We start from the raw sequence: 23,378 nt of genomic DNA on the forward strand, positions 1-23,378 counted from the left end.
AGGGCTTTCAGAATAGTCCATAAACTGCCGGATAACGCGTGATGCGCTTCAGATATTAAATTTCTGAACTAAACTGAACGGGAACACAAAATTACGGAGGATCGTATGTTTAACAGACCGAACCGAAACGATATTAACGACGACGCTCAGGATATTCGTAATGATGTCAGCCAATTAGCGGACACGCTGGAAGAGGTGCTGAAGTCCTGGGGAAGTGACGCGAAGGACGAAGCGGATGCCGCAAAGCGTAAGGCTCAGTCTCTGCTCCGTGAAACCCGCGCCCGTATGAACGGACGTTCACGCGCCACGCAGGCTGCCTGCGACATGGCAAGCTGTGCTACGACCTTCGTGCGTGAAAAACCGCTATGTACTCTGGGAACCGTCGCGGCGGTCGGCATCTTCGTCGGTGCCCTGCTCAGCCTGCGTAAATAATCCCGCGTATTCTGCCCCGGTAGCCTCAGGCGCCGGGGCTTTTTTATGCCCGTTAGCCTGAAAAACCCGTACAGCCTGCCCTGCCCCGCTGTGCTCATCACAGGGGCGACATCAATCTAAATTTCCCATATCTTGTATGGTTGAAACTTAAGACAACTACATCTAGTATTCCTTTTAGCAAGACACACACAACCCGACGCGATGATTCGCGCCGTACCCTCATTTTAAATGGAAATACGAATCATGAGCATTATTATTTACACTCGTAACGATTGTGTTCAGTGCCACGCGACCAAACGGGCAATGGAAAGCCGCGGCGTGGCGTTTGAAATGGTGAATGTTGACCAGGTCCCCGAGGCCGCAGACCCCCTGCGCAAGCAGGGTTTTCGTCAGCTTCCGGTGGTGGTCGCCGGGGAAACAAGCTGGTCTGGCTTCCGCCCGGACATGATTAACCGCCTGAGCGCTCAGGCCGCCCGGGCATGAGTGGGCTGGTTTTCTTCTCCAGCAGCTCGGAAAACACGCTCCGCTTTATTGAGCGCGTCGGGCTGCCTGCGGTGCGCATTCCGCTGAACGAGCGGGAGCGGATCCGGGTAGAGGAACCTTACATACTGGTGGTGCCCAGCTACGGCGGCGGCGGTACGGCAGGAGCCGTGCCTCGCCAGGTGATCCGCTTTCTGAACGATCCTCATAACCGCGGGCTAATCCGCGGCGTGATCGCGGCGGGGAATCGCAATTTCGGCGATGCCTTTGGCCGCGCCGGGGATGTCATTTCTCAAAAATGCGGCGTGCCTTATCTCTATCGTTTTGAGCTGATGGGGACACAGCAGGACGTCGAAAACGTGCGTAAAGGAGTGAACGAATTTTGGCAACGACAACCGCAGAACGGGTGATTCAGGCGACACCGGATTACCACGCATTAAACGCCATGCTTAACCTCTACGATCGGGAGGGGCGCATTCAGTTCGATAAAGATCGTGAAGCGGTGGACGCCTTTTTTGCCGCCCACGTGCGGCCCAACAGCGTGACGTTTGCGAGCCAGAATGAACGTCTCGACTATCTGGTTAACGAGGGCTACTACGACGCGCGCATGCTCACCCGCTACGACCGCGCCTTTGTGGTGAAGCTGTTTGAGCGCGCCCACGCCAGCGGCTTTCGTTTCCAGACCTTCCTCGGCGCGTGGAAGTACTACACCAGCTATACCCTCAAGACCTTTGACGGCAAGCGCTATTTAGAGAGCTTTGAAGATCGCACCGTGATGGTGGCGCTGACCCTGGCGCAGGGTGATGAAACGCTGGCGGAGCAGCTCGCCGACGAGATCCTCTCCGGACGCTTCCAGCCCGCCACGCCGACCTTCCTCAACTGCGGCAAAGCCCAGCGCGGCGAGCTGGTCTCCTGCTTCCTGCTGCGTATCGAAGACAATATGGAGTCGATTGGCCGCGCGGTGAACTCGGCGCTGCAGCTTTCCAAACGCGGCGGCGGCGTGGCGTTTCTGCTCTCGAACCTGCGTGAAGCGGGCGCGCCGATCAAGCGCATCGAAAACCAGTCCTCAGGCGTGATCCCGGTGATGAAGATGCTGGAAGATGCCTTCTCCTATGCCAACCAGCTTGGCGCGCGTCAGGGCGCGGGCGCGGTTTACCTGCACGCGCACCACCCGGACATTCTGCGTTTTCTTGATACCAAACGCGAAAATGCCGACGAAAAAATTCGCATCAAAACCCTGTCGCTCGGCGTGGTGATCCCGGATGTCACCTTTAAACTGGCCAAAGAGAATGCCGAGATGGCGCTCTTCTCGCCGTACGATATTGAGCGTATTTACGGCAAAGCGTTTGGCGACGTGGCCATCAGCGAACTTTATGACGAACTGGTGGCCGACGACCGCATTCGCAAAAAAACCATCAACGCCCGCGATTTCTTCCAGCGGCTTGCTGAGATCCAGTTTGAGTCCGGCTATCCATACATCATGTTTGAGGATACGGTGAACCGCGCGAACCCGATTGCCGGGCGCATCAACATGAGCAACCTGTGCTCGGAGATTTTGCAGGTCAACAGCGCGTCAGCCTACGACGAGAACCTGGACTACGCTGACATCGGCAAGGATATCTCCTGCAACCTCGGGTCGCTGAATATTGCCCACACCATGGATTCCCCCGACTTTGGCCGCACGGTGGAGACCGCCATTCGCGGGCTGACGGCGGTATCGGACATGAGCCACATCCGCAGCGTGCCTTCTATTGAAGCAGGCAACGCCGCGTCGCACGCCATCGGTCTGGGGCAGATGAACCTGCACGGCTATCTGGCGCGGGAAGGCATCGCCTACGGCAGCCCGGAAGGGCTGGATTTCACCAACCTCTATTTCTACACCATTACCTGGCACGCGCTGCACACCTCGATGATGCTGGCGCGCGAGCGCAGCCAGCGGTTCGCGGGCTTTGAGCAGTCCCGCTACGCCAGCGGGGAATATTTCAGCCAGTACCTCGAAGGCGACTGGCAGCCGAAAACCGAAAAAGTACGCGAACTCTTTGCCCGCGCGGGGATTACCCTGCCGACGCGCGAGATGTGGCAGCAGCTGCGAGACGAGGTGATGCGCTACGGCATTTATAACCAGAACCTGCAGGCCGTCCCGCCGACCGGATCGATTTCCTACATCAACCACGCCACGTCGAGCATTCACCCGATCGTATCGAAAATTGAAATTCGAAAGGAAGGCAAAACCGGGCGCGTTTACTACCCTGCCCCGTTTATGACCAATGAGAACCTGGCGCTGTATCAGGACGCGTATGAGATCGGCCCGGAGAAAATCATCGATACCTACGCGGAGGCGACAAAACATGTGGACCAGGGGCTGTCGCTGACGCTGTTCTTCCCGGACACCGCCACCACGCGGGATATCAACAGAGCGCAGATCTACGCCTGGAAGAAAGGCATCAAAACGCTCTACTACATTCGCCTGCGCCAGCTTGCGCTGGAAGGCACCGAAATCGAAGGCTGCGTGTCCTGCGCGCTGTAAGGAGAAAGGATGAAACTGTCACGCGTGAGTGCCGTTAACTGGAACAAAATCCAGGACGATAAAGACCTGGAGGTATGGAACCGCCTGACCAGCAACTTCTGGCTGCCGGAAAAGGTTCCGCTCTCCAACGATATTCCGGCCTGGCAAACGCTCGGCCACGCCGAACAGCAGCTGACGATCCGCGTCTTTACCGGCCTGACGCTGCTGGACACCATTCAGAATACCGTCGGTGCACCGGCTCTGATGAGCGATGCGCTGACGCCGCACGAAGAGGCGGTGATGTCGAATATCAGCTTTATGGAGGCGGTGCATGCCCGCTCCTACAGCTCGATTTTCTCGACCCTGTGCCAGACCAAAGACGTGGACGCGGCCTACGCCTGGAGTGAAGAGAGCGAGTCACTACAGAGAAAGGCGGAGCTGGTTCTGGAATATTACCGCGCCGACGAGCCGCTGAAGAAAAAGATCGCCAGCGTGTTCCTGGAATCTTTCCTCTTCTATTCCGGCTTCTGGCTGCCCATGTACTGGTCGAGCCGGGGCAAGCTCACCAACACCGCCGATTTGATTCGGCTCATCATTCGCGATGAAGCGGTGCACGGGTATTACATTGGCTATAAGTATCAGAAAGGACTGGAGAAAGTCAGCGAGGCGAAGCGCGAGGAGCTTAAAGGCTTTGCGCTCGATTTGCTGATGGATCTGTACGACAACGAGCTGAGCTATACGGAGGAACTCTACGCCGGCACAGGCTGGGAGGACGACGTGAAGGCCTTCCTCTGCTACAACGCCAACAAGGCGCTGATGAACCTGGGCTACGACGCGCTGTTCCCGCCGGAGATGGCGGAGGTGAACCCGGCGATTCTGGCCGCGCTATCGCCCAATGCCGACGAAAACCACGATTTCTTCTCGGGATCTGGCTCATCGTATGTGATGGGCAAAGCGGTGGAAACCGAGGATGAAGACTGGGATTTTTGATGAACGCTAACGTTCGTTAATTTAATATAAACCCAACAATTCCCACTCTAATATTTACAAAACAACTACACTGTAATTTCCACGTCATATTCGCCTGAATTATTCCGGTTCAGGCGAAATTTCCCGACGCAGCAGCAAAAAATTGAGAAAAATTCAAACCGCCCTCAGCCCTTTATTCATGGGAAATTCAGCCGTTTCGCTTACTTCAAAATTTCGCCCTTAGCCCGACTCAGGGTTGTCTCAGATTCTCAGTATGTTAGGGTTATGCCCGTTAACAATTTACCATGGTAATCATATCGGCATAAACAAATAACAGGACACTCTCTATTGCATGGCAATTAAATTAGAAGTGAAAAATCTTTATAAAGTATTTGGCGAGCACCCGCAGCGCGCATTCAAATATATTGAGAAAGGCCTTACGAAAGAGCAAATTCTGGAAAAAACCGGGCTATCGCTTGGCGTTAAAGACGCCAGTCTGGCCATTGAAGAAGGCGAGATTTTTGTCATCATGGGATTATCCGGTTCGGGTAAATCCACTATGGTTCGCCTTCTCAATCGCCTGATTGAACCCACCCGCGGGCAGGTGCTGATTGACGGCGTGGATATCGCCAGAATATCAGACGCAGAGCTTCGCGAGGTGCGCAGAAAGAAGATCGCAATGGTGTTCCAGTCATTCGCGCTGATGCCGCACATGACTGTGCTGGATAATACCGCTTTCGGCATGGAATTAGCCGGCACGCCGGCTCAGGAACGTCAGGAAAAAGCCCTTGATGCGCTGCGTCAGGTCGGGCTGGAAAATTATGCGCATGCGTACCCGGATGAACTTTCCGGCGGTATGCGTCAGCGCGTGGGATTAGCCCGAGCATTAGCCATTAATCCAGACATATTATTAATGGATGAAGCCTTCTCCGCCCTCGATCCGTTAATTCGCACCGAGATGCAGGATGAGCTGGTAAAATTACAGGCTAAACATCAGCGAACGATTGTCTTTATTTCCCACGATCTGGATGAAGCCATGCGTATTGGCGACCGCATTGCCATTATGCAAAACGGTGAAGTGGTGCAGGTCGGCACGCCGGATGAAATTCTCAATAATCCGGCGAACGATTATGTCCGCACCTTCTTCCGCGGCGTGGATATTAGCCAGGTCTTTAGCGCCAAAGATATTGCCCGCCGAACGCCAAACGGCATTATCCGTAAAACGCCAGGCTTCGGCCCGCGCTCGGCGCTGAAGCTGCTGCAGGATGAAGACCGTGAATACGGTTATCTGGTTGAACGCGGCAATAAATTTGTTGGCATTGTCTCCATCGACTCCCTGAAAACGGCTCTCACTGAGAACCAGGGAATCGATACGGCGTTAATTGACGCTCCGCTTGCCGTGGACGCCGAAACGCCGCTCAGCGAGTTGCTCTCTCACGTGGGCCAGGCGCCGTGCGCCGTGCCGGTCGTGGGTGAGGAACAACAGTACGTCGGCATCATCTCAAAACGGATGCTGCTGCAGGCTTTAGATCGCGAGGGGGCAAACAATGACCGATCAATCTAACCCGTGGGGCACCGCTGAGGCAGCGGACAGCGCTGCGCAATCCACCGACGCGTGGGGTTCCACGCCAGCGCCGACCGATGGCGGCGGCGCGGCAGACTGGCTCAACAGCGCACCCGCGCCAGCGCCAGAACATTTCAACATCATGGATCCGTTCCATAAAACGCTGATCCCGCTGGACAGCTGGGTCACGGAAGGGATCGACTGGGTGGTCACCCACTTCCGTCCGGTCTTTCAGGGGATCCGCGTCCCGGTGGATTACATCCTGAACGGCTTCCAGCAGCTGATGCTGGGCATGCCGGCGCCGGTGGCGATTATCCTGTTCTCCCTGATCGCCTGGCAGTTCGGTAGCGCGGGCATGGGGGTCGCCACGCTGATCTCTCTGATCGCTATCGGCGCGATTGGCGCGTGGTCGCAGGCGATGATCACCCTGGCGCTGGTGCTGACCGCTCTGCTCTTTTGCATTGTCATCGGCCTGCCGATGGGGATCTGGCTGGCGCGCAGCCCGCGAGCGGCGAAGATAATTCGTCCCCTGCTGGATGCGATGCAGACCACCCCGGCGTTCGTCTATCTGGTGCCTATCGTGATGCTGTTCGGCATCGGCAACGTGCCGGGGGTGGTAGTGACCATTATCTTCGCCCTGCCGCCGATTATTCGTCTGACCATTCTGGGGATTAACCAGGTACCTGCGGACCTGATCGAAGCGTCACGCTCGTTCGGCGCCAGCCCGCGCCAGATGCTGTTTAAGGTTCAGCTTCCGCTGGCGATGCCGACCATCATGGCGGGCGTTAACCAGACGCTGATGCTGGCCCTGTCGATGGTGGTCATTGCCTCGATGATCGCCGTTGGCGGACTGGGTCAGATGGTGCTGCGCGGCATTGGCCGTCTCGACATGGGGCTGGCCACCGTCGGCGGCGTCGGCATTGTGATCCTCGCCATTATCCTTGACCGCCTGACCCAGGCCGTCGGTCGTGATTCACGCAGTCGCGGCAACCGTCGCTGGTATACCACCGGCCCTGTCGGGTTACTGACCCGTCCATTTACAAAATAAGGAACAACGATGCGACAGAGCGTACTTTTTGCTACAGCGTTTGCCACCCTTGTCTCCACCAGCGCGTTTGCGGCTGACCTGCCTGGCAAAGGCATTACCGTCCAGCCGGTGCAGAGCACCATTTCGGAAGAGAGCTTCCAGACCCTGATCGTCAGCCGCGCGCTGGAGAAGCTGGGCTATACGGTCAACACGCCGAGCGAAGTAGATTACAACGTGGGCTACACCTCGATTGCCTCCGGTGACGCCACCTTTACCGCGGTGAACTGGCAGCCGCTGCACGACGACATGTATGCCGCCGCCGGCGGTGACAAGAAGTTCTATCGCGAAGGGACCTTCGTGACGGGTGCGGCGCAGGGGTATCTGATCGACAAGAAAACCGCCGATAAGTACCACATCACCAACATTGAACAGCTGAAAGATCCGAAGATCGCCAGGCTGTTCGACACCAACGGTGACGGCAAGGCCGACATGATGGGCTGCTCGCCCGGCTGGGGCTGTGAAGCGGTGATTAACCACCAGAACAAAGCCTTCGATCTGGCGAAAACGGTCGACGTGAGCCACGGCAACTATTCAGCGATGATGGCCGACACCATTGCCCGCTTCAAAGAGGGTAAACCGGTGATCTACTACACCTGGACGCCGTACTGGGTAAGCGACGTGCTGAAGCCGGGCAAAGACGTGGTGTGGCTGCAGGTGCCGTTCTCCTCCCTGCCGGGCGAGCAGAAAGATATCGACACCAAGCTGCCGAACGGCATGAACTACGGCTTCCCGGTGAATACCATGCACATCGTGGCTAATAAAGCCTGGGCGGAGAAAAACCCGGCGGCGGCGAAGCTGTTCTCGGTGATGAAGCTGCCGCTGGCGGACATCAATGCCCAGAACGCGATGATGCATGCGGGCAAATCGTCTGAAGCGGATGTGAAAGGCCACGTTGACGGCTGGATCAAAGCCCACCAGCAGCAATTTGACGGCTGGGTGAAAGAGGCGCTTGCTGCGCAGAAGTAAAAACAAAACCCTACCCCTCACCCTAACCCTCTCCCAGAGGGAGAGGGGACGATGACCTCCCTCTCCCCTTGGGAGAGGGCCGGGGTGAGGGGATCAAACCGCACAATCCACCTAAACCGCACAATACATCACCCAACAATCCCCCAACTTTCACAATCATTAGCTATTATGGTTTCCGGAAAAATAATCACTCAACTAACGATTCCTGAAACTAATGACAAAAACAACTCAAGGGCTTAGCCCCGCACTCATCCTTTTAATGTCCGTGGCAACGGGTCTGGCGGTCGCCAGCAACTATTACGCACAACCCCTTCTCGACACCATCGCCCGCGCGTTCAATCTCTCCGCCAGCTCCGCAGGCTTTATCGTCACCGCTGCACAGCTGGGCTATGCCGCCGGGCTGCTGTTCCTGGTGCCGCTCGGCGATATGTTTGAACGCCGAATGCTGATCGTCTCCATGACCCTGCTGGCCGCCGGTGGGATGCTGATCACCGCCAGCAGCCAGTCGCTGACGATGATGATTATCGGTACCGCGCTTACAGGGCTGTTCTCCGTGGTGGCGCAAATCCTGGTCCCGCTCGCCGCGACCCTCGCCTCCCCGGAAAAACGCGGCAAGGTGGTGGGCACCATCATGAGCGGCCTGCTGCTGGGGATTTTGCTGGCGCGTACCGTTGCAGGGCTGCTGGCAAGCCTCGGCGGCTGGCGCACCGTATACTGGGTGGCGAGCGTGCTGATGGTCATTATGGCGCTGGCGCTGTGGCGCGGGCTGCCAAAGGTGAAGCAGGAAAATCACCTGAACTATCCTCAGCTGCTGGCCTCCGTTTTCAGCCTGTTTACGCAGGACAAGCTTCTGCGCACCCGCGCCCTGCTGGGCTGTTTCACCTTCGCTAACTTCAGCATTCTTTGGACGTCGATGGCGTTTCTGCTGGCCGCACCGCCGTTCAACTATTCCGAAGGGGTGATTGGCCTGTTCGGCCTGGCCGGTGCCGCAGGCGCGCTGGGCGCGCGTCCCGCAGGCGGGCTGGCCGACAAGGGCAAATCCCACCTGACCACCTCCGCAGGGCTGGTTTTACTTCTGCTCTCCTGGGCTGCGATCTGGTACGGACACATCTCGGTGCTGGCGCTGATTGTCGGTATCCTGGTGCTCGATCTCACCGTTCAGGGCGTTCACATCACCAACCAGACCGTCATCTATCGCGTGAAGCCAGAGGCGCGTAACCGCCTGACGGCCGGATACATGACCAGCTACTTCATCGGCGGCGCGGCGGGTTCACTCATTTCAGCGTCGGCGTGGCAGCATGCGGGCTGGTCGGGGGTATGCGCGATCGGGGCCATCGTCGCCACCCTCAACCTGCTAGTATGGTGGCGCGGTTATCACCGTCAGGATGCAATTAACTAACATTTACATTGAGTTGGCCTCTTAGGGTGTTAAGAGGCCCTTCACTCTGTTAATGTAAACGTAATCATTTATCCCAGAAATTTTAATGTGGGTGACATATTTACAATCGGCATGAATAGTTCAGACCCCCGTCCTCACATCCTCTCTTCAGCGGGTTCACACCCAACGCTTTCTGTGCTCACCGGGTCACGGACTTACCCGGCGCTTTCTGATGGTGACATAAGTTTGGCGGATATAACCGCACAAATAATTCATTTACATTATTTGTCACTATCGTTACTATATCGGCTGTAATTAATGAGGTTATGCCCAAATGGATAGTTCGTTTACGCCCATTGAACAAATGCTTAAATTCCGCGCCAGTCGCCATGAGGACTTCCCGTATCAGGAAATCCTGCTGACTCGCCTGTGCATGCACATGCAGGGTAAGCTACTGGAAAACCGTAATAAAATGCTGAAAGCTCAAGGGATTAACGAGACGTTGTTTATGGCGTTGATTACGCTGGAGTCTCAGGAAAATCACAGCATTCAGCCTTCCGAACTGAGCTGCGCGCTGGGCTCCTCCCGTACCAATGCGACCCGTATTGCCGATGAACTCGAAAAGCGCGGCTGGATTGAGCGCCGTGAAAGCGACAACGATCGCCGCTGCCTGCATCTGCAACTGACCGATAAAGGTCACCAGTTCCTGCGCGAGGTGCTGCCACCTCAGCACAATTGCCTGCACAAACTCTGGTCTGTCCTCAGCACCGCCGAGCGCGACCAGCTTGAGCACATCACTCGCAAGCTGCTCACCCGTCTGGACCAGATGGATGAAGACGGCGCCGTTCTTGAGGCGCTGCGCTAACGCGACGACACGCTCACCATTCCAGATTCATAAGAAAACCGACAGGCCAGCACGTCACAGTGCTGGCCTTTCTGACAACAGGTCGGCTCAGCCGATGTGAAAATAAGAAGATCGTGGAGAACAACAATGAGCGCAAATGCGGAGAGCACTACCCCGCAGCAACCGGCCAACAAGAAAGGCAAACGTAAGAGCGCCCTTCTTCTGTTGACCTTGCTCTTTATCATTATTGCCGTGGCATATGGGATCTATTGGTTTTTAGTACTGCGTCATGCTGAAGAGACTGACGACGCGTACGTGGCAGGGAACCAGGTACAAATTATGGCGCAGGTGTCGGGCAGCGTGACGAAAGTCTGGGCTGACAATACCGACTTTGTGCAAAAAGGCGATGTGTTGGTGACCCTCGATCCAACCGACGCCCAGCAGGCGTTTGAAAAAGCACAGACCGCGCTGGCCTCCAGCGTCCGTCAGACCCGCCAGCTGATGATCAACAGCAAACAGCTGCAGGCCAACATCGACGTGCAAAAAACGGCGCTGGCGCAGGCGCAAAGCGACCTGAACCGCCGCGTTCCGCTCGGCACCGCCAACCTGATTGGCCGTGAAGAGCTGCAGCACGCGCGCGACGCCGTTGCCAGCGCTCAGGCACAGCTGGATGTGGCCATTCAACAGTACAACGCCAACCAGGCGATGGTGCTGGGCACCAGCCTGGAAAACCAGCCCGCCGTACAGCAGTCGGCGACCGAAGTGCGCAACGCGTGGCTTGCCCTGCAGCGTACCAAAATCGTCAGCCCGATGACCGGCTATGTCTCCCGTCGTTCCGTCCAGCCAGGGGCGCAGATTAGCCCAACCACGCCGCTGATGGCGGTCGTGCCGGCAGACAATCTGTGGGTAGACGCCAACTTTAAAGAGACGCAGCTTGCCCATATGCGTATCGGCCAGAGCGCGACGGTTGTCAGCGACATCTATGGCGATGACGTGAAGTACACCGGTAAAGTGGTCGGCCTGGACATGGGGACCGGCAGCGCTTTCTCCCTGCTGCCTGCGCAAAACGCCACCGGTAACTGGATCAAAGTGGTTCAGCGTCTGCCCGTGCGTATTGAGCTGGATGCCAAACAGCTGGCGGATCACCCGCTGCGTATCGGCCTCTCAACGCTGGTGACGGTCGACACCGCCAACCGCGACGGTCAGATCCTGGCAAGCCAGGTGCGCAGCAGCCCGGCTTATGAAAGTAACGCCCGTGAAATTAGCCTCGATCCGGTCAACAAGCTGATCGATGACATCGTGAAGGCAAACGCCGGTTAATCCGAAGGTGAGCGTTATGCAACAGCAAAAGCCGCAAAAACCGCTGGAAGGCGCGCAGCTGGTCATTATGACCATCGCGCTGTCGCTGGCGACATTCATGCAGGTGCTGGACTCCACCATCGCAAACGTGGCGATCCCGACCATCGCCGGTAACCTTGGCTCGTCGCTGAGCCAGGGGACCTGGGTCATTACCTCGTTTGGGGTGGCAAACGCCATCTCCATTCCGATTACCGGCTGGCTGGCAAAGCGCGTCGGTGAAGTGAAGCTGTTCCTCTGGTCAACGGTATTGTTCGTTCTTGCCTCCTGGGCGTGCGGCATGTCCAGCAGCCTGACGATGCTGATTTTCTTCCGCGTCATTCAGGGGATTGTCGCCGGGCCGCTGATCCCGCTGTCGCAGAGCTTACTGCTGAACAACTACCCGCCAGCCAAACGCTCGATTGCGCTGGCGCTGTGGTCAATGACCGTGATTGTCGCGCCGATTTGCGGGCCTATCTTAGGCGGCTATATCAGCGACAACTATCACTGGGGCTGGATCTTCTTCATCAACGTACCGATTGGCGCCCTCGTGGTAATGCTGACGCTCCAGTCGCTGCGCGGCAGAGAAACCCGGACGGAACAGCGGCGTATCGACGCCATTGGTCTGGCACTGCTGGTTGTCGGCATCGGTAGCCTGCAGGTCATGCTCGACCAGGGCAAAGAGCTGGACTGGTTCAACTCCCGGGAGATCATCATCCTGACGATTGTCGCGGTGGTGTCGCTGAGCTTCCTGATTGTCTGGGAGCTGACGGACGATAACCCGATAGTCGACCTGTCGCTGTTTAAGTCGCGAAACTTCACCATAGGCTGTCTGTGTATCAGCCTCGCCTACATGCTCTACTTCGGCGCGATTGTACTGCTGCCGCAGCTGTTGCAGGAGGTATACGGCTACACCGCAACCTGGGCAGGTTTAGCCTCGGCGCCGGTTGGATTGATTCCGGTTCTGCTGTCGCCGATTATTGGCCGCTTCGCCCACAAGCTCGACATGCGCCGGCTGGTGACGTTCAGCTTTATCATGTACGCCGTGTGCTTCTACTGGCGCGCGTATACGTTCGAACCGGGAATGGACTTTGGCGCGTCCGCGTGGCCGCAGTTTATTCAGGGCTTTGCCGTGGCGTGTTTCTTTATGCCACTGACCACCATCACGCTTTCCGGTTTACCGCCTGAGCGCATGGCGGCCGCATCGAGCCTGTCGAACTTTACGCGAACGCTGGCGGGCTCGATAGGTACGTCGATCACCACCACCCTGTGGACGAACCGTGAATCGATGCACCATGCCCAGCTGACCGAAGCGGTGAACCCGTTCAACCCGAACTCTCAGCAGATGTACAACCAGCTGCAGGGAATGGGCATGACGGAGCAGCAGGCGTCAGGGTGGATTGCCCAACAGATCACCAACCAGGGTCTGATTATCTCCGCCAACGAGATTTTCTGGATATCGGCGGGGATCTTTATCGTCCTGCTGGGGCTGGTGTGGTTTGCTAAACCGCCGTTTGGCGCCGGTAGCGGCGGCGGCGGTGCGCACTAGTCCTGTGACAGTTGCCCGGTGGCGCTGCGCTTACCGGGCCTACGAACGTAGGCCGGATAAGGCGTAGCCGCCATCCGGCAAAAAAACCGCACCGTGTCCAGAACGCGATAGCCATTGTCAGTTCCGATAAAGCGGCGCGCCTGAAATCCATTCACGATAGTGAAAAGACAACAGGAGCGCATCATGCTGAACACACCCGCCGACAAGTACCAACCCTATCCGACCCTTTCCCTGCCCGACCGCCGCTGGCCGGAGCAACGTATCACCCGCGCGCCGCGCTGGCTCTCAACCGACCTGCGCGACGGCAACCAGGCCCTTGCCGAGCCCATGGACAGCACCCGCAAGCTGCAGTTCTGGGATCTGCTGCTGGGCTGCGGCTTTAAAGAAATTGAGGTGGCTTTCCCATCAGCCTCGCAGACCGACTTCAACTTCGTTCGCCAGCTGATTGAAGAGAACCGCATCCCGGATGACGTCACGATTCAGGTATTAACCCAGGCGCGGGAAGATCTCATCCATCGCACTTTCGAATCCCTGCGCGGTGCGAAACAGGCCACCGTCCATCTGTATAACGCCACCGCCCCGCTGTTCCGCCGCCTGGTATTCGGCATGGAGAAAGCGCAAATCGTCGAGCTGGCGACGCGCTCCACGCGGCTTATTCGTCAGCTGTGTGAAGAGAACCCGGACACCCGCTGGCAATATGAGTATTCCCCGGAGACCTTCTGCTTTACCGAGCCGGAGTTTGCGCTGGAGATCTGTGAAGCCGTGGCGGAGATCTGGCAGCCGTGCGACGAACGGCCCATGGTGATCAACTTACCCGCAACCGTCGAAGTGAGCACGCCGAACGTCTATGCCGATCAGATCGAGTATTTCTGTCGCCACTTCAGCCGCCGCCGGGATGTCTGCATCAGCGTACATCCGCATAACGACCGCGGTACCGGCGTCGCCAGCGCCGAGCTGGCCGTGATGGCGGGCGCAGATCGCGTGGAGGGCTGTCTGTTTGGTAACGGGGAACGCACGGGCAACGTCTGCCTGGTGACGCTGGCGATGAACCTCTACAGCCAGGGCGTCAGCCCGAATCTCGACTTTAGCGATATGAACCGGGTCGTGGAAGTGGTGGAAGCCTGCAACCAGCTGCCGGTGCATCCGCGCCACCCGTGGGCAGGCCGGCTGGCCTATACCGCCTTCTCCGGCTCGCACCAGGACGCGATCAAAAAAGGCTTTGATGCCCGCAGGCCTGGCGATCGCTGGGAGATGCCGTATCTGCCCGTCGATCCGCAGGACATCGGCTGCACCTACGAAGCGGTGATCCGCGTAAACAGCCAGTCAGGGAAAAGCGGCAGCGCGTGGCTCATCGAACAGAATCATGGTCTGAAATTACCCCGCGCCCTGCAGCAGGATTTCAGCCAGCACGTGCAGCAGGAAACCGATCGCCACGGAAAAGAGATGACGCAGAATGCGCTGTGGCAGCTGTTCCGCACCCGCTACGGACTGGTAGCTTCGCCGCAGTTTGCGCTGCAATCCTACCGCAGCGACAGCCAGCAGGACGGCCAGCTGCGTTTGACGGCAAGCATCGCTACGCAGGGGGGAACGCGTCAGCTGGAAGGTCAGGGTAACGGTCTGCTCTCCGCCGCCGCTCACGGCTTAAGCCGCTGGATCAGCGCCCCGTTCGTGATTAAGGATTATCACGAGCATACGTTAGGCGAACGCAGCGACAGCCGCTCGGTGGCCTACATCCGCTGCCTGTTCCAGGACGGGAGCAGCCGCTGGGGCGTGGGCATCGACAGCGACGTGGCGCGCGCGTCGCTTCAGGCGCTCTTAAATGCCGTCAGTCGTTCTTAAAGTAATCGCTGGGTGAGACGCCCATCACCCGGCGAAACATCGCCGTAAAGGCGCTGTGGCTGCCGTAACCCAGTTCCAGCGCCACGCGTAGTACCGGCTGGCCCTGCGCCAGCCGCACTAAGGCTTCCAGCAGGCGCGCCCTTCTCAACCACTCGCCGTAGCTTAATCCCGTCTGCTGCTGAAAATGGCGGTTCAGGGTGCGCTCGCTCATGTTCATCAGGCTCGCGGCCTGCGCGCCGCTCCAGCTTTCCCCCGCGTTTTGCCGGATTTGCAGACACAGGTGACGTAATGCCTCGCTTTCCGGCTCCGGCAGATGAAACGGCAGCACAGGCATAGTGCGGATTTCATCAAGAATGAGTTCATAGACGCGTTCATCCCGGCTGCCGGGCGAGTACGATTCAGGTAAAGCAAGAGAGACGAGGATCAGCTCGCGCAACAGCGGCGCGATCTGCACGATCTGACAGGTGGCCGGGAGATCGGCCCGCGCCAGCGGATCGATAAACAGCGTTCGCGCCGCCACGTTGCCGGTGATGCGAAGCGAGTGGCGGGTCCCCGCCGGTAGCCAGACGCCGCGACCGGGAGGAACAACCCAACAGCCCGAAGCCGTATCGACCCGAACCACGCCGCTCAGGGTGTGCAACAGCTGTGCGCAGTCGTGCTCATGCCACGGCTCGCTGTCACCATGAACGTAATCATGGGCGAACGGAACGAGTGGACGATGGGTAAAGGAGAACGTTGAGGTTGTGGTCATGGGGTTAAACCACCCTCACCCTACCCTCTCCCGGAGGGAGAGGGAAAAGGTGCACTAGATGTGCAGTTCCTGCAGTTTTTCTTTTGGCAGGGCCAGCTCTTCGTTGCTGTTCACGCGAACATCACGCTCGATGATGTGACGCGCGATGTCCTGCGCTTCTTCCAGAGAGTGCATCTGGTAAGTACCGCACTGGTAAACGTTCAGCTCAGGGATCTGGTTCTGCTCTTTCACCTTCAGCACGTCTTCCATCGCCGCTTTCCACGCATCAGCGACGCGTTTCTCTTCCGGCTGGCCAATCAGGCTCATGTAGAAACCGGTACGGCAGCCCATCGGAGAGATGTCGATGATCTCAACGCCGTTGCCGTTCAGATGGTCACGCATGAAACCGGCGAACAGGTGTTCCAGGGTATGAATGCCTTTCTCTGGCATCACTTCTTTATTTGGCACGCAGAAACGCAGATCGAAGACGGTGATCGTGTCGCCGTGCGGGGTGTGCATGGTCTTCGCCACGCGTACTGCAGGTGCTTCCATACGGGTATGGTCGACAGTAAAGCTATCTAATAACGGCATACGTCACCTCCGATAGTGATTTTTTTTTAAAATAAACTGAACTCTTCTACAGAATGCACGTCTGAGTATATGAAAGACGCGCATTTGTTATCATCATCCCTGAATTCAGAGATGTATATTTTGGCCACAGCGATGTGGCCTTTTTCTTTTCTGCTTAAGCCTGCTTCGCCAGAAACGCCTCAAACGACTCGGTATCCGCCGCTTCAACCTCTTTCTGACGCACCACGGACGCATCGCGTTCCGCGACAAAATCCGCTTCGCTCAGCACTTCTAACGGCTCCTGCATCAGCATCTCGCGGTACTCCGCTGAGAGTGAACGCCCGGTGCCGCCAATGCCCCGATCGATCATAGAACGCAGAATACGCGCAGAGAACGTCAGTTCCGGATTATCAAAACATTCCACCAGCTGGTTGCAGATCTGTTGATACGCGTCGCCGCCGTCGATGCTGTCCATTGTGCGTGCAACACGCTTCAGGTCGCGGAACAGATCTTTGCCGACTTTGGTCAGCGGGAACTGTGCCGTTTCGCAGCCAATACCCAGCGTCAGGCCCGGCTTACGCCCTTCCAGAATCACGCGATTCCAGTTTGTACGGGTACAGAGCAGTTCGTCTGAACTCATTTCCGGCGCATCCGCCAGCACGCACCAGACCATAAACAGATCCAGGAAGCGAATCTGCTGCTCATCAACGCCAATCGGTGAGAACGGGTTGATATCCAGCGAACGCACTTCAATGTATTCGATCCCGCCGCGCTGCAGCGCATCCGACGGGGTTTCACCGCTGCGCGTTACGCGCTTAGGACGAATAGGCGCATACAGCTCGTTTTCAATCTGCAGCACATTGCTGTTGATTTGCAGGCGCTTGCCGTCTTTTTCGAGGCCGATTTTCTCGTACTCTTCCGACGGGGTTTTGATCGCCCGCTTCAATCCTGCCACATATTCGTGCAATTCGTTAAACGTAATACCGAGATTGCTTTGCGATTTATTGGTATAACCGAGATCGCTCAGGCGCAGAGAGGTGGCGTACGGGAGATAGTACATTCCGCACTCGGTCTTCTCGAAAGGCAGCGTGGTCGGTTTCCCCTGCAGGAACGAAGAACAGATCGCCGGGGAGGCACCAAACAGATACGGAATCACCCAGCCGAAACGGTAATAGTTGCGGATCAGGCGGAAGTAGCCTTCAGAGATCGCGTCTTTATCCGTTTCACCGCATTTCGCCTGCCAGAACGCCATTGGCAGCGAGAAGTTGTAATGCACGCCCGAGATCGTCTGCATCAACGCGCCGTAGCGGTTTTTCAGCCCTTCGCGATAGAGCGTTTTCAGCCGGCCGATATTTGACGTGCCGTACTGCGCCAGCTCAATCTCCTGGCCCTGCTCGATATAGCACGGCATGCTGAGGGGCCACATACGTTCGTCGCCCATGTTGCGCGCGGTGTAGCGATGGATATCGCGCATGATCGTCAGCATATGATCAATATCACCCTCTACTGGCGTGATGAACTCCAGCAGTGCCTCAGCGAAATCGGTTGTGATCCATTTATGTGTCAGCGCCGAGCCTAACGCCTTCGGGTGACCCGTCGTCGCTAAGCTACCGTCCGCGTTAACGCGCAGCGTTTCACGCTCAAGACCACGCTGAATACCCTTCAATGCCTGAGGGTGGTTTTCCAGCCAGGCCAGCGCCTGAGATACGTCCGGGATCAAATTGACCTCCCGCCTGTCAAAGTAATGTTACTCAGCATAATTGTAATGGTTGACGATTGAAGGTCGCGTATTCATTCCACCAATTAGTGCCACCACGTCATACCCTGTAGTGTTGCCCACGCCACGAGAACATAGCGCAACGCCTTGCCAAGGCACAAAAAAAAGAGCACCGGTCCCCAGGAGATGCGCATCCATCCCGCCAGCAGACACAGTAAATCGCCTATTACAGGCATCCAGCTTAATAACAGCGTGGCAGCGCCATAGCGTTTTAGCCAGCCGACTGCCTTTTCCTGCCAGCGCGATTTTTCGCGCAGCGGAAAGAAACGCCCAAGAATAACGTTAGTCAGCCCTCCAAGGCTATTACCCATTGTTGCTATTAATACAAGCAGCCAGGGCTGACTCACGCCGGACAACAGCATCGCCACCAGCACCACTTCCGAATTTCCCGGTAACAGCGTGGCGCTTAAAAAACTGCTGGCGAATAATGAGGCAAGTGACAGCGCGTCACTCACAGTAAGCGCACATCCACCGCATCCATTCCGGCATCACGCGCGGCCTGAATGCCGAAATCGGCGTCTTCAAACACGACACATTTTGCCGCCGGGACGCCCATTAATTCTGCGCAAAGCAGGAAGGTGTCCGGTGCGGGCTTGTGATGTTTAACATGATCGGCGGCGACCACGGCAGAAAAATAGTGGCGCAGGCCAAGATGGTTGAGCAAAGCTTCTGCAATCGCGCTTTCGCTCCCGGTTCCTACAGACATCGGGCGGCGCCCGTGCCACTCTTTTACCACATCAATCAGCGGCAGAGGGCGTACGGTATCTAAAAGCATGGCTTTTACCGCATCGGTTTTTTCGCGCGCGAGCAGGTGCGGGTCGAGATCGGCCTGATTCAGTTCAATCACGGCCTGCGCAATACGCCAGGTGGGAGATCCGTTGAGGGCAATCATCGCCTGAAGATCGAAACGCATGCCGTAGCGGCCCAGGACGTCAGTCCAGGCTTGACGATGCGTGGGTTCGGTATCCAGGAGAGTGCCGTCCATATCGAAGATCAAACCGTCATACTGTGCGTACATCGTGCTCTCGCTAAACGATTAACAAAGCATTACTTTATCGTAAATGGTGATTTTTGTCGCTGACTGAGAAGTCATAACTACGAGAGTGATTAAGAAATAAACAGCGAAGGGAATAACAGAAGAGATGGTGCATCCGGGAGGATTACTCGGCTGCGCCTCGCCCTACGGGCCGTTGCTTAAGCAACGTTATCCTCCCTGGTGCTTGCGATTAACTCGCAGACCTTGAAACAACAGCGTGGCTATTATCTCGGAGAATATGGTGCATCCGGGAGGATTCGAACCTCCGACCGCTCGGTTCGTAGCCGAGTACTCTATCCAGCTGAGCTACGGATGCATCGGGAAATGCTTTTAGAAACAGTAAATGGTGCATCCGGGAGGATTACTCGGCTGCGCCTCGCCCTGCGGGCCGTTGCTGAAGCAACGTTATCCTCCCTGGTGCTCGCGATTAACTCGCAGACCTTGAAACAACAGCGTGGCTATTATCTCGGATAATATGGTGCATCCGGGAGGATTCGAACCTCCGACCGCTCGGTTCGTAGCCGAGTACTCTATCCAGCTGAGCTACGGATGCATCGGGATTTACTATTGTACTGCTCGATATTCATATCACTTCTAAAGCAATATGAAGTAATAGATGGTGCATCCGGGAGGATTCGAACCTCCGACCGCTCGGTTCGTAGCCGAGTACTCTATCCAGCTGAGCTACGGATGCAAAATGGCGGTGAGGCGGGGATTCGAACCCCGGATGCAGCTTTTGACCGCATACTCCCTTAGCAGGGGAGCGCCTTCAGCCTCTCGGCCACCTCACCACACAACGCCTCTTTCGAGTGCTTCGAGTTACTCGTTAAGAGCTTCTCGTCGCTGCGTGGCGCATATATTACTTTCTGGGACTTATAAGTCAAACAATTTTCCAAAAGCTTTTATCGTTTGCACAAATCACACGCAATTCGCATGTAAAAGCCGCAAAGAGGGTGTTTTATAAGCGGATTTTGCAGGCATCTTCACAGAAAACCTTTGCAGAAATAGCGGCGTAAGGGCGAGTTTAGGGTAACGGAGTGGTTAAAAAGAGAGCGTTTGAAATTAAACGGTAACGTTGAGCAGGAAAAATGACAGGAGGGTTGCGTCTCGCCCGACAGCGAGACGCGACAATATCAGTAACTGGACTGCTGGGATTTTTCAGCCTGGATACGCTGGTAGATCTCTTCACGGTGGACAGATACTTCTTTAGGAGCGTTAACACCAATACGTACCTGGTTACCCTTTACCCCTAAAACTGTCACGGTGACCTCATCCCCAATCATGAGGGTCTCACCAACTCGACGAGTCAGAATCAGCATTCTTTGCTCCTTGAAAGATTAAAAGAGTCGGGTCTCTTGTATCCCGGCATTATCCATCATATAACGCCAAAAAGTAAGCGATGACAAACACGTAAAGTGTAAGCAGTCACGGCATCACATTCTGTTAAACGTAAGTTTAGCCGATATACACAAACTCAACCTGACTTTATCGTTATCGATAGCACAGTGAACAAGACGCCATAACGTTACCGCTATGGCGTCTGCTTGTGCTTTGTAGTTATTACAGTTTCGCGCTTACCCAGCTTTCAACGCTGGCCAAAGCTTGCGGAAGTGCCGCTGCATCCGTACCACCGGCTTGCGCCATGTCCGGACGACCGCCCCCCTTGCCGCCCACCTGCTGAGCGACCATACCAATCAGTTCCCCTGCTTTAACGCGGTCGGTCACATCCTTAGAGACGCCCGCAATCAGAGAAACCTTACCTTCTGCCACTGTCGCCAGCACGATAACGGTAGAACCAAGCTGGTTCTTGAGATCGTCGACCATAGTACGCAGCATCTTAGGCTCAACGCCCGCCAGATCGCTGACCAGCAGTTTGACGCCCTTAATGTCTACAGCCTTGCTGGAGAGGTTTGCACTCTCCTGCGCCGCAGCCTGCTCTTTCAGCTGCTGCAGCTCTTTTTCCAGCTGACGCGTGCGATCCAGCGCAACGCGCACTTTCTCGCCCAGGTTCTGGCTATCGCCTTTCAGCAGCTGCGCGATGTCGTGCAGCTGATCGCTCTGCGCATGCAGGCTGGCAATAGCACCTTCACCGGTCACCGCTTCAATACGACGCACGCCTGCCGCCGTACCCGACTCGGAAACAATGCGGAACAGGCCGATGTCACCGGTGCGCGATGCGTGCGTACCGCCGCACAGCTCGGTAGAGAAGTCGCCCATGCTCAGCACGCGAACGCGGTCGTCATATTTCTCACCAAACAGCGCCATCGCACCTTTTTTCTTCGCGTCCTCGAGCTCCATGATGTGGGTTTCGATTGGCAGGTTACGACGGATCTGCGCGTTCACCAGATCTTCCACCGCGCGGATCTCAGACGGTTTCATCGCTTCAAAATGCGAGAAGTCGAAACGCAGCACTTTGTCGTTAACCAGAGAACCTTTCTGTGCAACGTGGGTACCGAGCACGTCGCGCAGGGCAGCGTGCATCAGGTGGGTTGCAGAGTGGTTCAGACGAATGCGCGCGCGGCGAGCTTCATCCACGTTAGCCTGTACGCCCTCGCCCACTTTCAGAGAACCGGAAACCAGTTTGCCCTGGTGACCAATCGCCTGACCGTATTTCTGGGTGTCGCTGACGCTAAAGCTAAAGCCGTTGCCTTTCAGTTCGCCCTTATCGCCAACCTGACCGCCGGACTCCGCGTAGAACGGCGTTTTGTCCAGAATGACAACCGCATCCTGGCCCGCGCTGATGCTGTCCACGGCTTTACCGTCAACAAACAGGGCGGTGACTTTGCCGGTCAGTTCCAGCGCGTCATAACCTTTGAATTCCGATGCACTATCAACGCGAATCATCGCGTTGTAGTCCGCACCGAAACCGCTGGACTCACGCGCACGACGACGCTGCTCTTCCATCGCGGCTTCGAAGCCCGCTTCGTCAACTTTGATGTTGCGCTCGCGGCAAACGTCCGCCGTCAGGTCAACCGGGAAGCCGTAGGTGTCGTACAGGCGGAAAGCGGTTTCGCCATCCAGCGTGTCGCCCTTAAGTTTCGCCAGCTCTTCGTCCAGCAGCGCCAGGCCGCGCTCAAGCGTACGCGCAAACTGCTCTTCTTCGGTTTTCAGAACCTGCTCTACCTGCGCCTGCTGGCGTTTCAGCTCATCACCGGCAGCACCCATCACGCCAATCAGTGGCCCAACGAGTTTATAGAAGAAGGTGTCCTTCGCGCCCAGCATGTTGCCGTGACGGATGGCACGACGAATGATACGACGCAGCACGTAGCCACGGTTTTCATTCGACGGGATAACGCCGTCGGCAATCAGGAACGCACAGGAACGAATGTGGTCCGCGATAACGCGCAGCGATTTGTTGTTCAGATCGGTCGCGCCGGTAACGTTCGCAACGGCTTTGATCAGGGTGCTGAACAGATCAATTTCGTAGTTGGAGTTAACGTGCTGCAGAACCGCGGCAATACGCTCCAGACCCATACCGGTATCGACGGAAGGCTTCGGCAGCGGCTCCATCGTACCGTCGGCCTGACGGTTGAACTGCATGAACACGATGTTCCAGATCTCAATGTAGCGATCGCCGTCTTCTTCCGGGCTGCCCGGAGGCCCACCCCAGATGTGGTCGCCGTGATCGTAGAAGATCTCGGTGCACGGACCGCAAGGGCCGGTATCACCCATCTGCCAGAAGTTGTCAGACGCGTATGGCGCGCCTTTGTTATCACCGATGCGAATAATACGCTCGCGCGGGATCCCGACTTCTTTTTCCCAGATTTCGTAGGCTTCGTCATCGGTTTCATAGACGGTAACCCACAGACGCTCTTTTGGCAGGTTGAACCAGTTTTCACCGGTCAGCAGTTCCCACGCATATTGAATAGCATCGTGTTTGAAGTAGTCGCCGAAGCTGAAGTTACCCAGCATTTCGAAGAACGTATGGTGACGCGCGGTGTAACCGACGTTTTCCAGGTCGTTGTGTTTACCGCCCGCACGCACGCAACGCTGTGAGGTTGTGGCGCGGGAATAATTACGCTTGTCGAGACCAAGGAACACATCCTTGAACTGGTTCATCCCGGCGTTGGTAAACAGCAGAGTCGGATCGTTGTTCGGTACCAGGGAGCTGCTGGCAACAACCTGGTGTCCCTTACTATGGAAAAAATCGAGAAACGCCTGACGGATCTCAGCGGTGCTCTTGCTCATAATTATCCTGAAATCAAGCTAACGAAATGTCGTAGCCAGCCTGTATCGGTAAACCGTTGGACAGACCAGCTACTGGAAAAAGTGGGAATAAGATAAGTTTTCTTTAGTGGGAAGTAAAATCCCGCATG

General features: G+C 56.5%; 20 protein-coding genes and 4 tRNA genes. 13 read left to right on the top strand and 11 right to left on the bottom strand.

Translation table 11 applies throughout. The features are described 5' to 3' along the window. The first annotated feature begins 105 nt into the window (after nt 1-105). The 13 genes from SPH27_RS17815 to leuA all read left to right on the top strand — a co-directional run bounded on the left by SPH27_RS17815 (nt 106) and on the right by leuA (nt 14,949). On the top strand, nt 106-432 hold the full coding sequence (locus SPH27_RS17815) for a DUF883 domain-containing protein (RefSeq protein WP_023308924.1): 327 nt from the start codon (nt 106-108) through the stop codon (nt 430-432). A gap of 243 nt (nt 433-675) precedes the next feature. Then, nucleotides 676-915 (top strand): glutaredoxin-like protein NrdH, encoded by a 240-nt coding sequence (gene nrdH / locus SPH27_RS17820; RefSeq protein WP_182072775.1) that lies wholly within the window; start codon nt 676-678, stop codon nt 913-915. Next, nucleotides 912-1,322, top strand: a complete 411-nt coding sequence (gene nrdI / locus SPH27_RS17825) for a class Ib ribonucleoside-diphosphate reductase assembly flavoprotein NrdI (protein ID WP_021241965.1) — start codon at nt 912-914, stop codon at nt 1,320-1,322. The genes nrdH and nrdI overlap by 4 nt, the downstream gene beginning before the upstream one ends. Next, the gene (gene nrdE / locus SPH27_RS17830; protein ID WP_182072777.1) at nt 1,295-3,439 is read left to right on the top strand and encodes a class 1b ribonucleoside-diphosphate reductase subunit alpha; all 2,145 of its coding nucleotides are present in this window, start codon (nt 1,295-1,297) and stop codon (nt 3,437-3,439) included. Before nrdI ends, nrdE begins: the two co-directional genes overlap by 28 nt. A gap of 9 nt (nt 3,440-3,448) precedes the next feature. Beyond that, a complete protein-coding gene (gene nrdF / locus SPH27_RS17835; protein ID WP_023333169.1) occupies nt 3,449-4,408 on the top strand; it encodes a class 1b ribonucleoside-diphosphate reductase subunit beta in 960 nt (319 codons plus the stop codon). 331 nt (nt 4,409-4,739) lie between these two features. Beyond that, entirely contained in the window at nt 4,740-5,951 is a 1,212-nt protein-coding gene (proV, locus tag SPH27_RS17840) for a glycine betaine/L-proline ABC transporter ATP-binding protein ProV (RefSeq protein ID WP_039263415.1), read from the top strand. Then, nucleotides 5,935-6,999 carry a glycine betaine/L-proline ABC transporter permease ProW gene (gene proW, locus SPH27_RS17845; protein ID WP_182072779.1) on the top strand — a complete coding sequence of 355 codons (1,065 nt, stop codon included), beginning with the start codon at nt 5,935-5,937 and terminating at the stop codon, nt 6,997-6,999. The genes proV and proW overlap by 17 nt, the downstream gene beginning before the upstream one ends. 9 nt (nt 7,000-7,008) lie before the next feature. Then, nucleotides 7,009-8,004 (top strand): glycine betaine/L-proline ABC transporter substrate-binding protein ProX, encoded by a 996-nt coding sequence (gene proX / locus SPH27_RS17850; protein WP_182072781.1) that lies wholly within the window; start codon nt 7,009-7,011, stop codon nt 8,002-8,004. A gap of 214 nt (nt 8,005-8,218) precedes the next feature. Next, entirely contained in the window at nt 8,219-9,403 is a 1,185-nt protein-coding gene (locus SPH27_RS17855) for an MFS transporter (RefSeq protein WP_182072783.1), read from the top strand. Nucleotides 9,404-9,716: 313 nt separating this feature from the next. Then, on the top strand, nt 9,717-10,247 hold the full coding sequence (mprA, locus tag SPH27_RS17860; protein WP_023333174.1) for a transcriptional repressor MprA: 531 nt from the start codon (nt 9,717-9,719) through the stop codon (nt 10,245-10,247). Nucleotides 10,248-10,373: 126 nt separating this feature from the next. After that, nucleotides 10,374-11,546 carry a multidrug efflux MFS transporter periplasmic adaptor subunit EmrA gene (gene emrA, locus SPH27_RS17865; RefSeq protein ID WP_182072785.1) on the top strand — a complete coding sequence of 391 codons (1,173 nt, stop codon included), beginning with the start codon at nt 10,374-10,376 and terminating at the stop codon, nt 11,544-11,546. Nucleotides 11,547-11,562: 16 nt separating this feature from the next. Next, complete coding sequence (emrB, locus tag SPH27_RS17870; protein WP_032660391.1) at nt 11,563-13,110, top strand: multidrug efflux MFS transporter permease subunit EmrB; 1,548 nt, start codon at nt 11,563-11,565, stop codon at nt 13,108-13,110. Between the two features lie 183 nt (nt 13,111-13,293). Further along, nucleotides 13,294-14,949: a 2-isopropylmalate synthase gene (gene leuA, locus SPH27_RS17875; protein ID WP_182072787.1), complete on the top strand. Its 1,656-nt coding sequence runs from the start codon at nt 13,294-13,296 to the stop codon at nt 14,947-14,949. On the opposite strand, the gene SPH27_RS17880 is transcribed toward leuA, so the two are convergent. From SPH27_RS17880 to alaS, 11 genes are all read right to left on the bottom strand, one after another. Continuing rightward, entirely contained in the window at nt 14,936-15,700 is a 765-nt protein-coding gene (locus tag SPH27_RS17880; protein WP_207167829.1) for an AraC family transcriptional regulator, read from the bottom strand. The two genes, leuA and SPH27_RS17880, sit on opposite strands and share 14 nt — an antisense overlap. 54 nt (nt 15,701-15,754) lie before the next feature. Then, nucleotides 15,755-16,270 (bottom strand): S-ribosylhomocysteine lyase, encoded by a 516-nt coding sequence (gene luxS / locus SPH27_RS17885; RefSeq protein ID WP_014884972.1) that lies wholly within the window; start codon nt 16,268-16,270, stop codon nt 15,755-15,757. 154 nt (nt 16,271-16,424) lie between these two features. Next, nucleotides 16,425-17,969 carry a glutamate--cysteine ligase gene (gene gshA / locus SPH27_RS17890; protein WP_182072791.1) on the bottom strand — a complete coding sequence of 515 codons (1,545 nt, stop codon included), beginning with the start codon at nt 17,967-17,969 and terminating at the stop codon, nt 16,425-16,427. 83 nt (nt 17,970-18,052) lie between these two features. Then, nucleotides 18,053-18,481 (bottom strand): YqaA family protein, encoded by a 429-nt coding sequence (locus SPH27_RS17895; protein ID WP_008499541.1) that lies wholly within the window; start codon nt 18,479-18,481, stop codon nt 18,053-18,055. Beyond that, nucleotides 18,478-19,044: a fructose-1-phosphate/6-phosphogluconate phosphatase gene (yqaB, locus tag SPH27_RS17900; RefSeq protein ID WP_032648006.1), complete on the bottom strand. Its 567-nt coding sequence runs from the start codon at nt 19,042-19,044 to the stop codon at nt 18,478-18,480. Before yqaB ends, SPH27_RS17895 begins: the two co-directional genes overlap by 4 nt. A gap of 257 nt (nt 19,045-19,301) precedes the next feature. Continuing rightward, nucleotides 19,302-19,378 (bottom strand) — tRNA-Arg (locus SPH27_RS17905). Between the two features lie 160 nt (nt 19,379-19,538). Beyond that, nucleotides 19,539-19,615, bottom strand: a tRNA-Arg gene (locus SPH27_RS17910). A gap of 64 nt (nt 19,616-19,679) precedes the next feature. Next, nucleotides 19,680-19,756: transfer RNA gene (locus SPH27_RS17915), tRNA-Arg, on the bottom strand. 4 nt (nt 19,757-19,760) lie between these two features. Beyond that, nucleotides 19,761-19,853, bottom strand: a tRNA-Ser gene (locus SPH27_RS17920). Nucleotides 19,854-20,195: 342 nt separating this feature from the next. Beyond that, complete coding sequence (gene csrA / locus SPH27_RS17925; protein ID WP_000906486.1) at nt 20,196-20,381, bottom strand: carbon storage regulator CsrA; 186 nt, start codon at nt 20,379-20,381, stop codon at nt 20,196-20,198. A gap of 241 nt (nt 20,382-20,622) precedes the next feature. Next, nucleotides 20,623-23,250 carry an alanine--tRNA ligase gene (alaS, locus tag SPH27_RS17930; RefSeq protein ID WP_045888112.1) on the bottom strand — a complete coding sequence of 876 codons (2,628 nt, stop codon included), beginning with the start codon at nt 23,248-23,250 and terminating at the stop codon, nt 20,623-20,625. Between the last annotated feature and the right edge of the window lie 128 nt (nt 23,251-23,378).

The sequence above is a fragment of the Enterobacter sp. A103 genome, assembly GCF_034427535.1.
In the GTDB taxonomy this organism is placed as follows: Bacteria; Pseudomonadota; Gammaproteobacteria; order Enterobacterales; family Enterobacteriaceae; genus Enterobacter; species Enterobacter asburiae_B.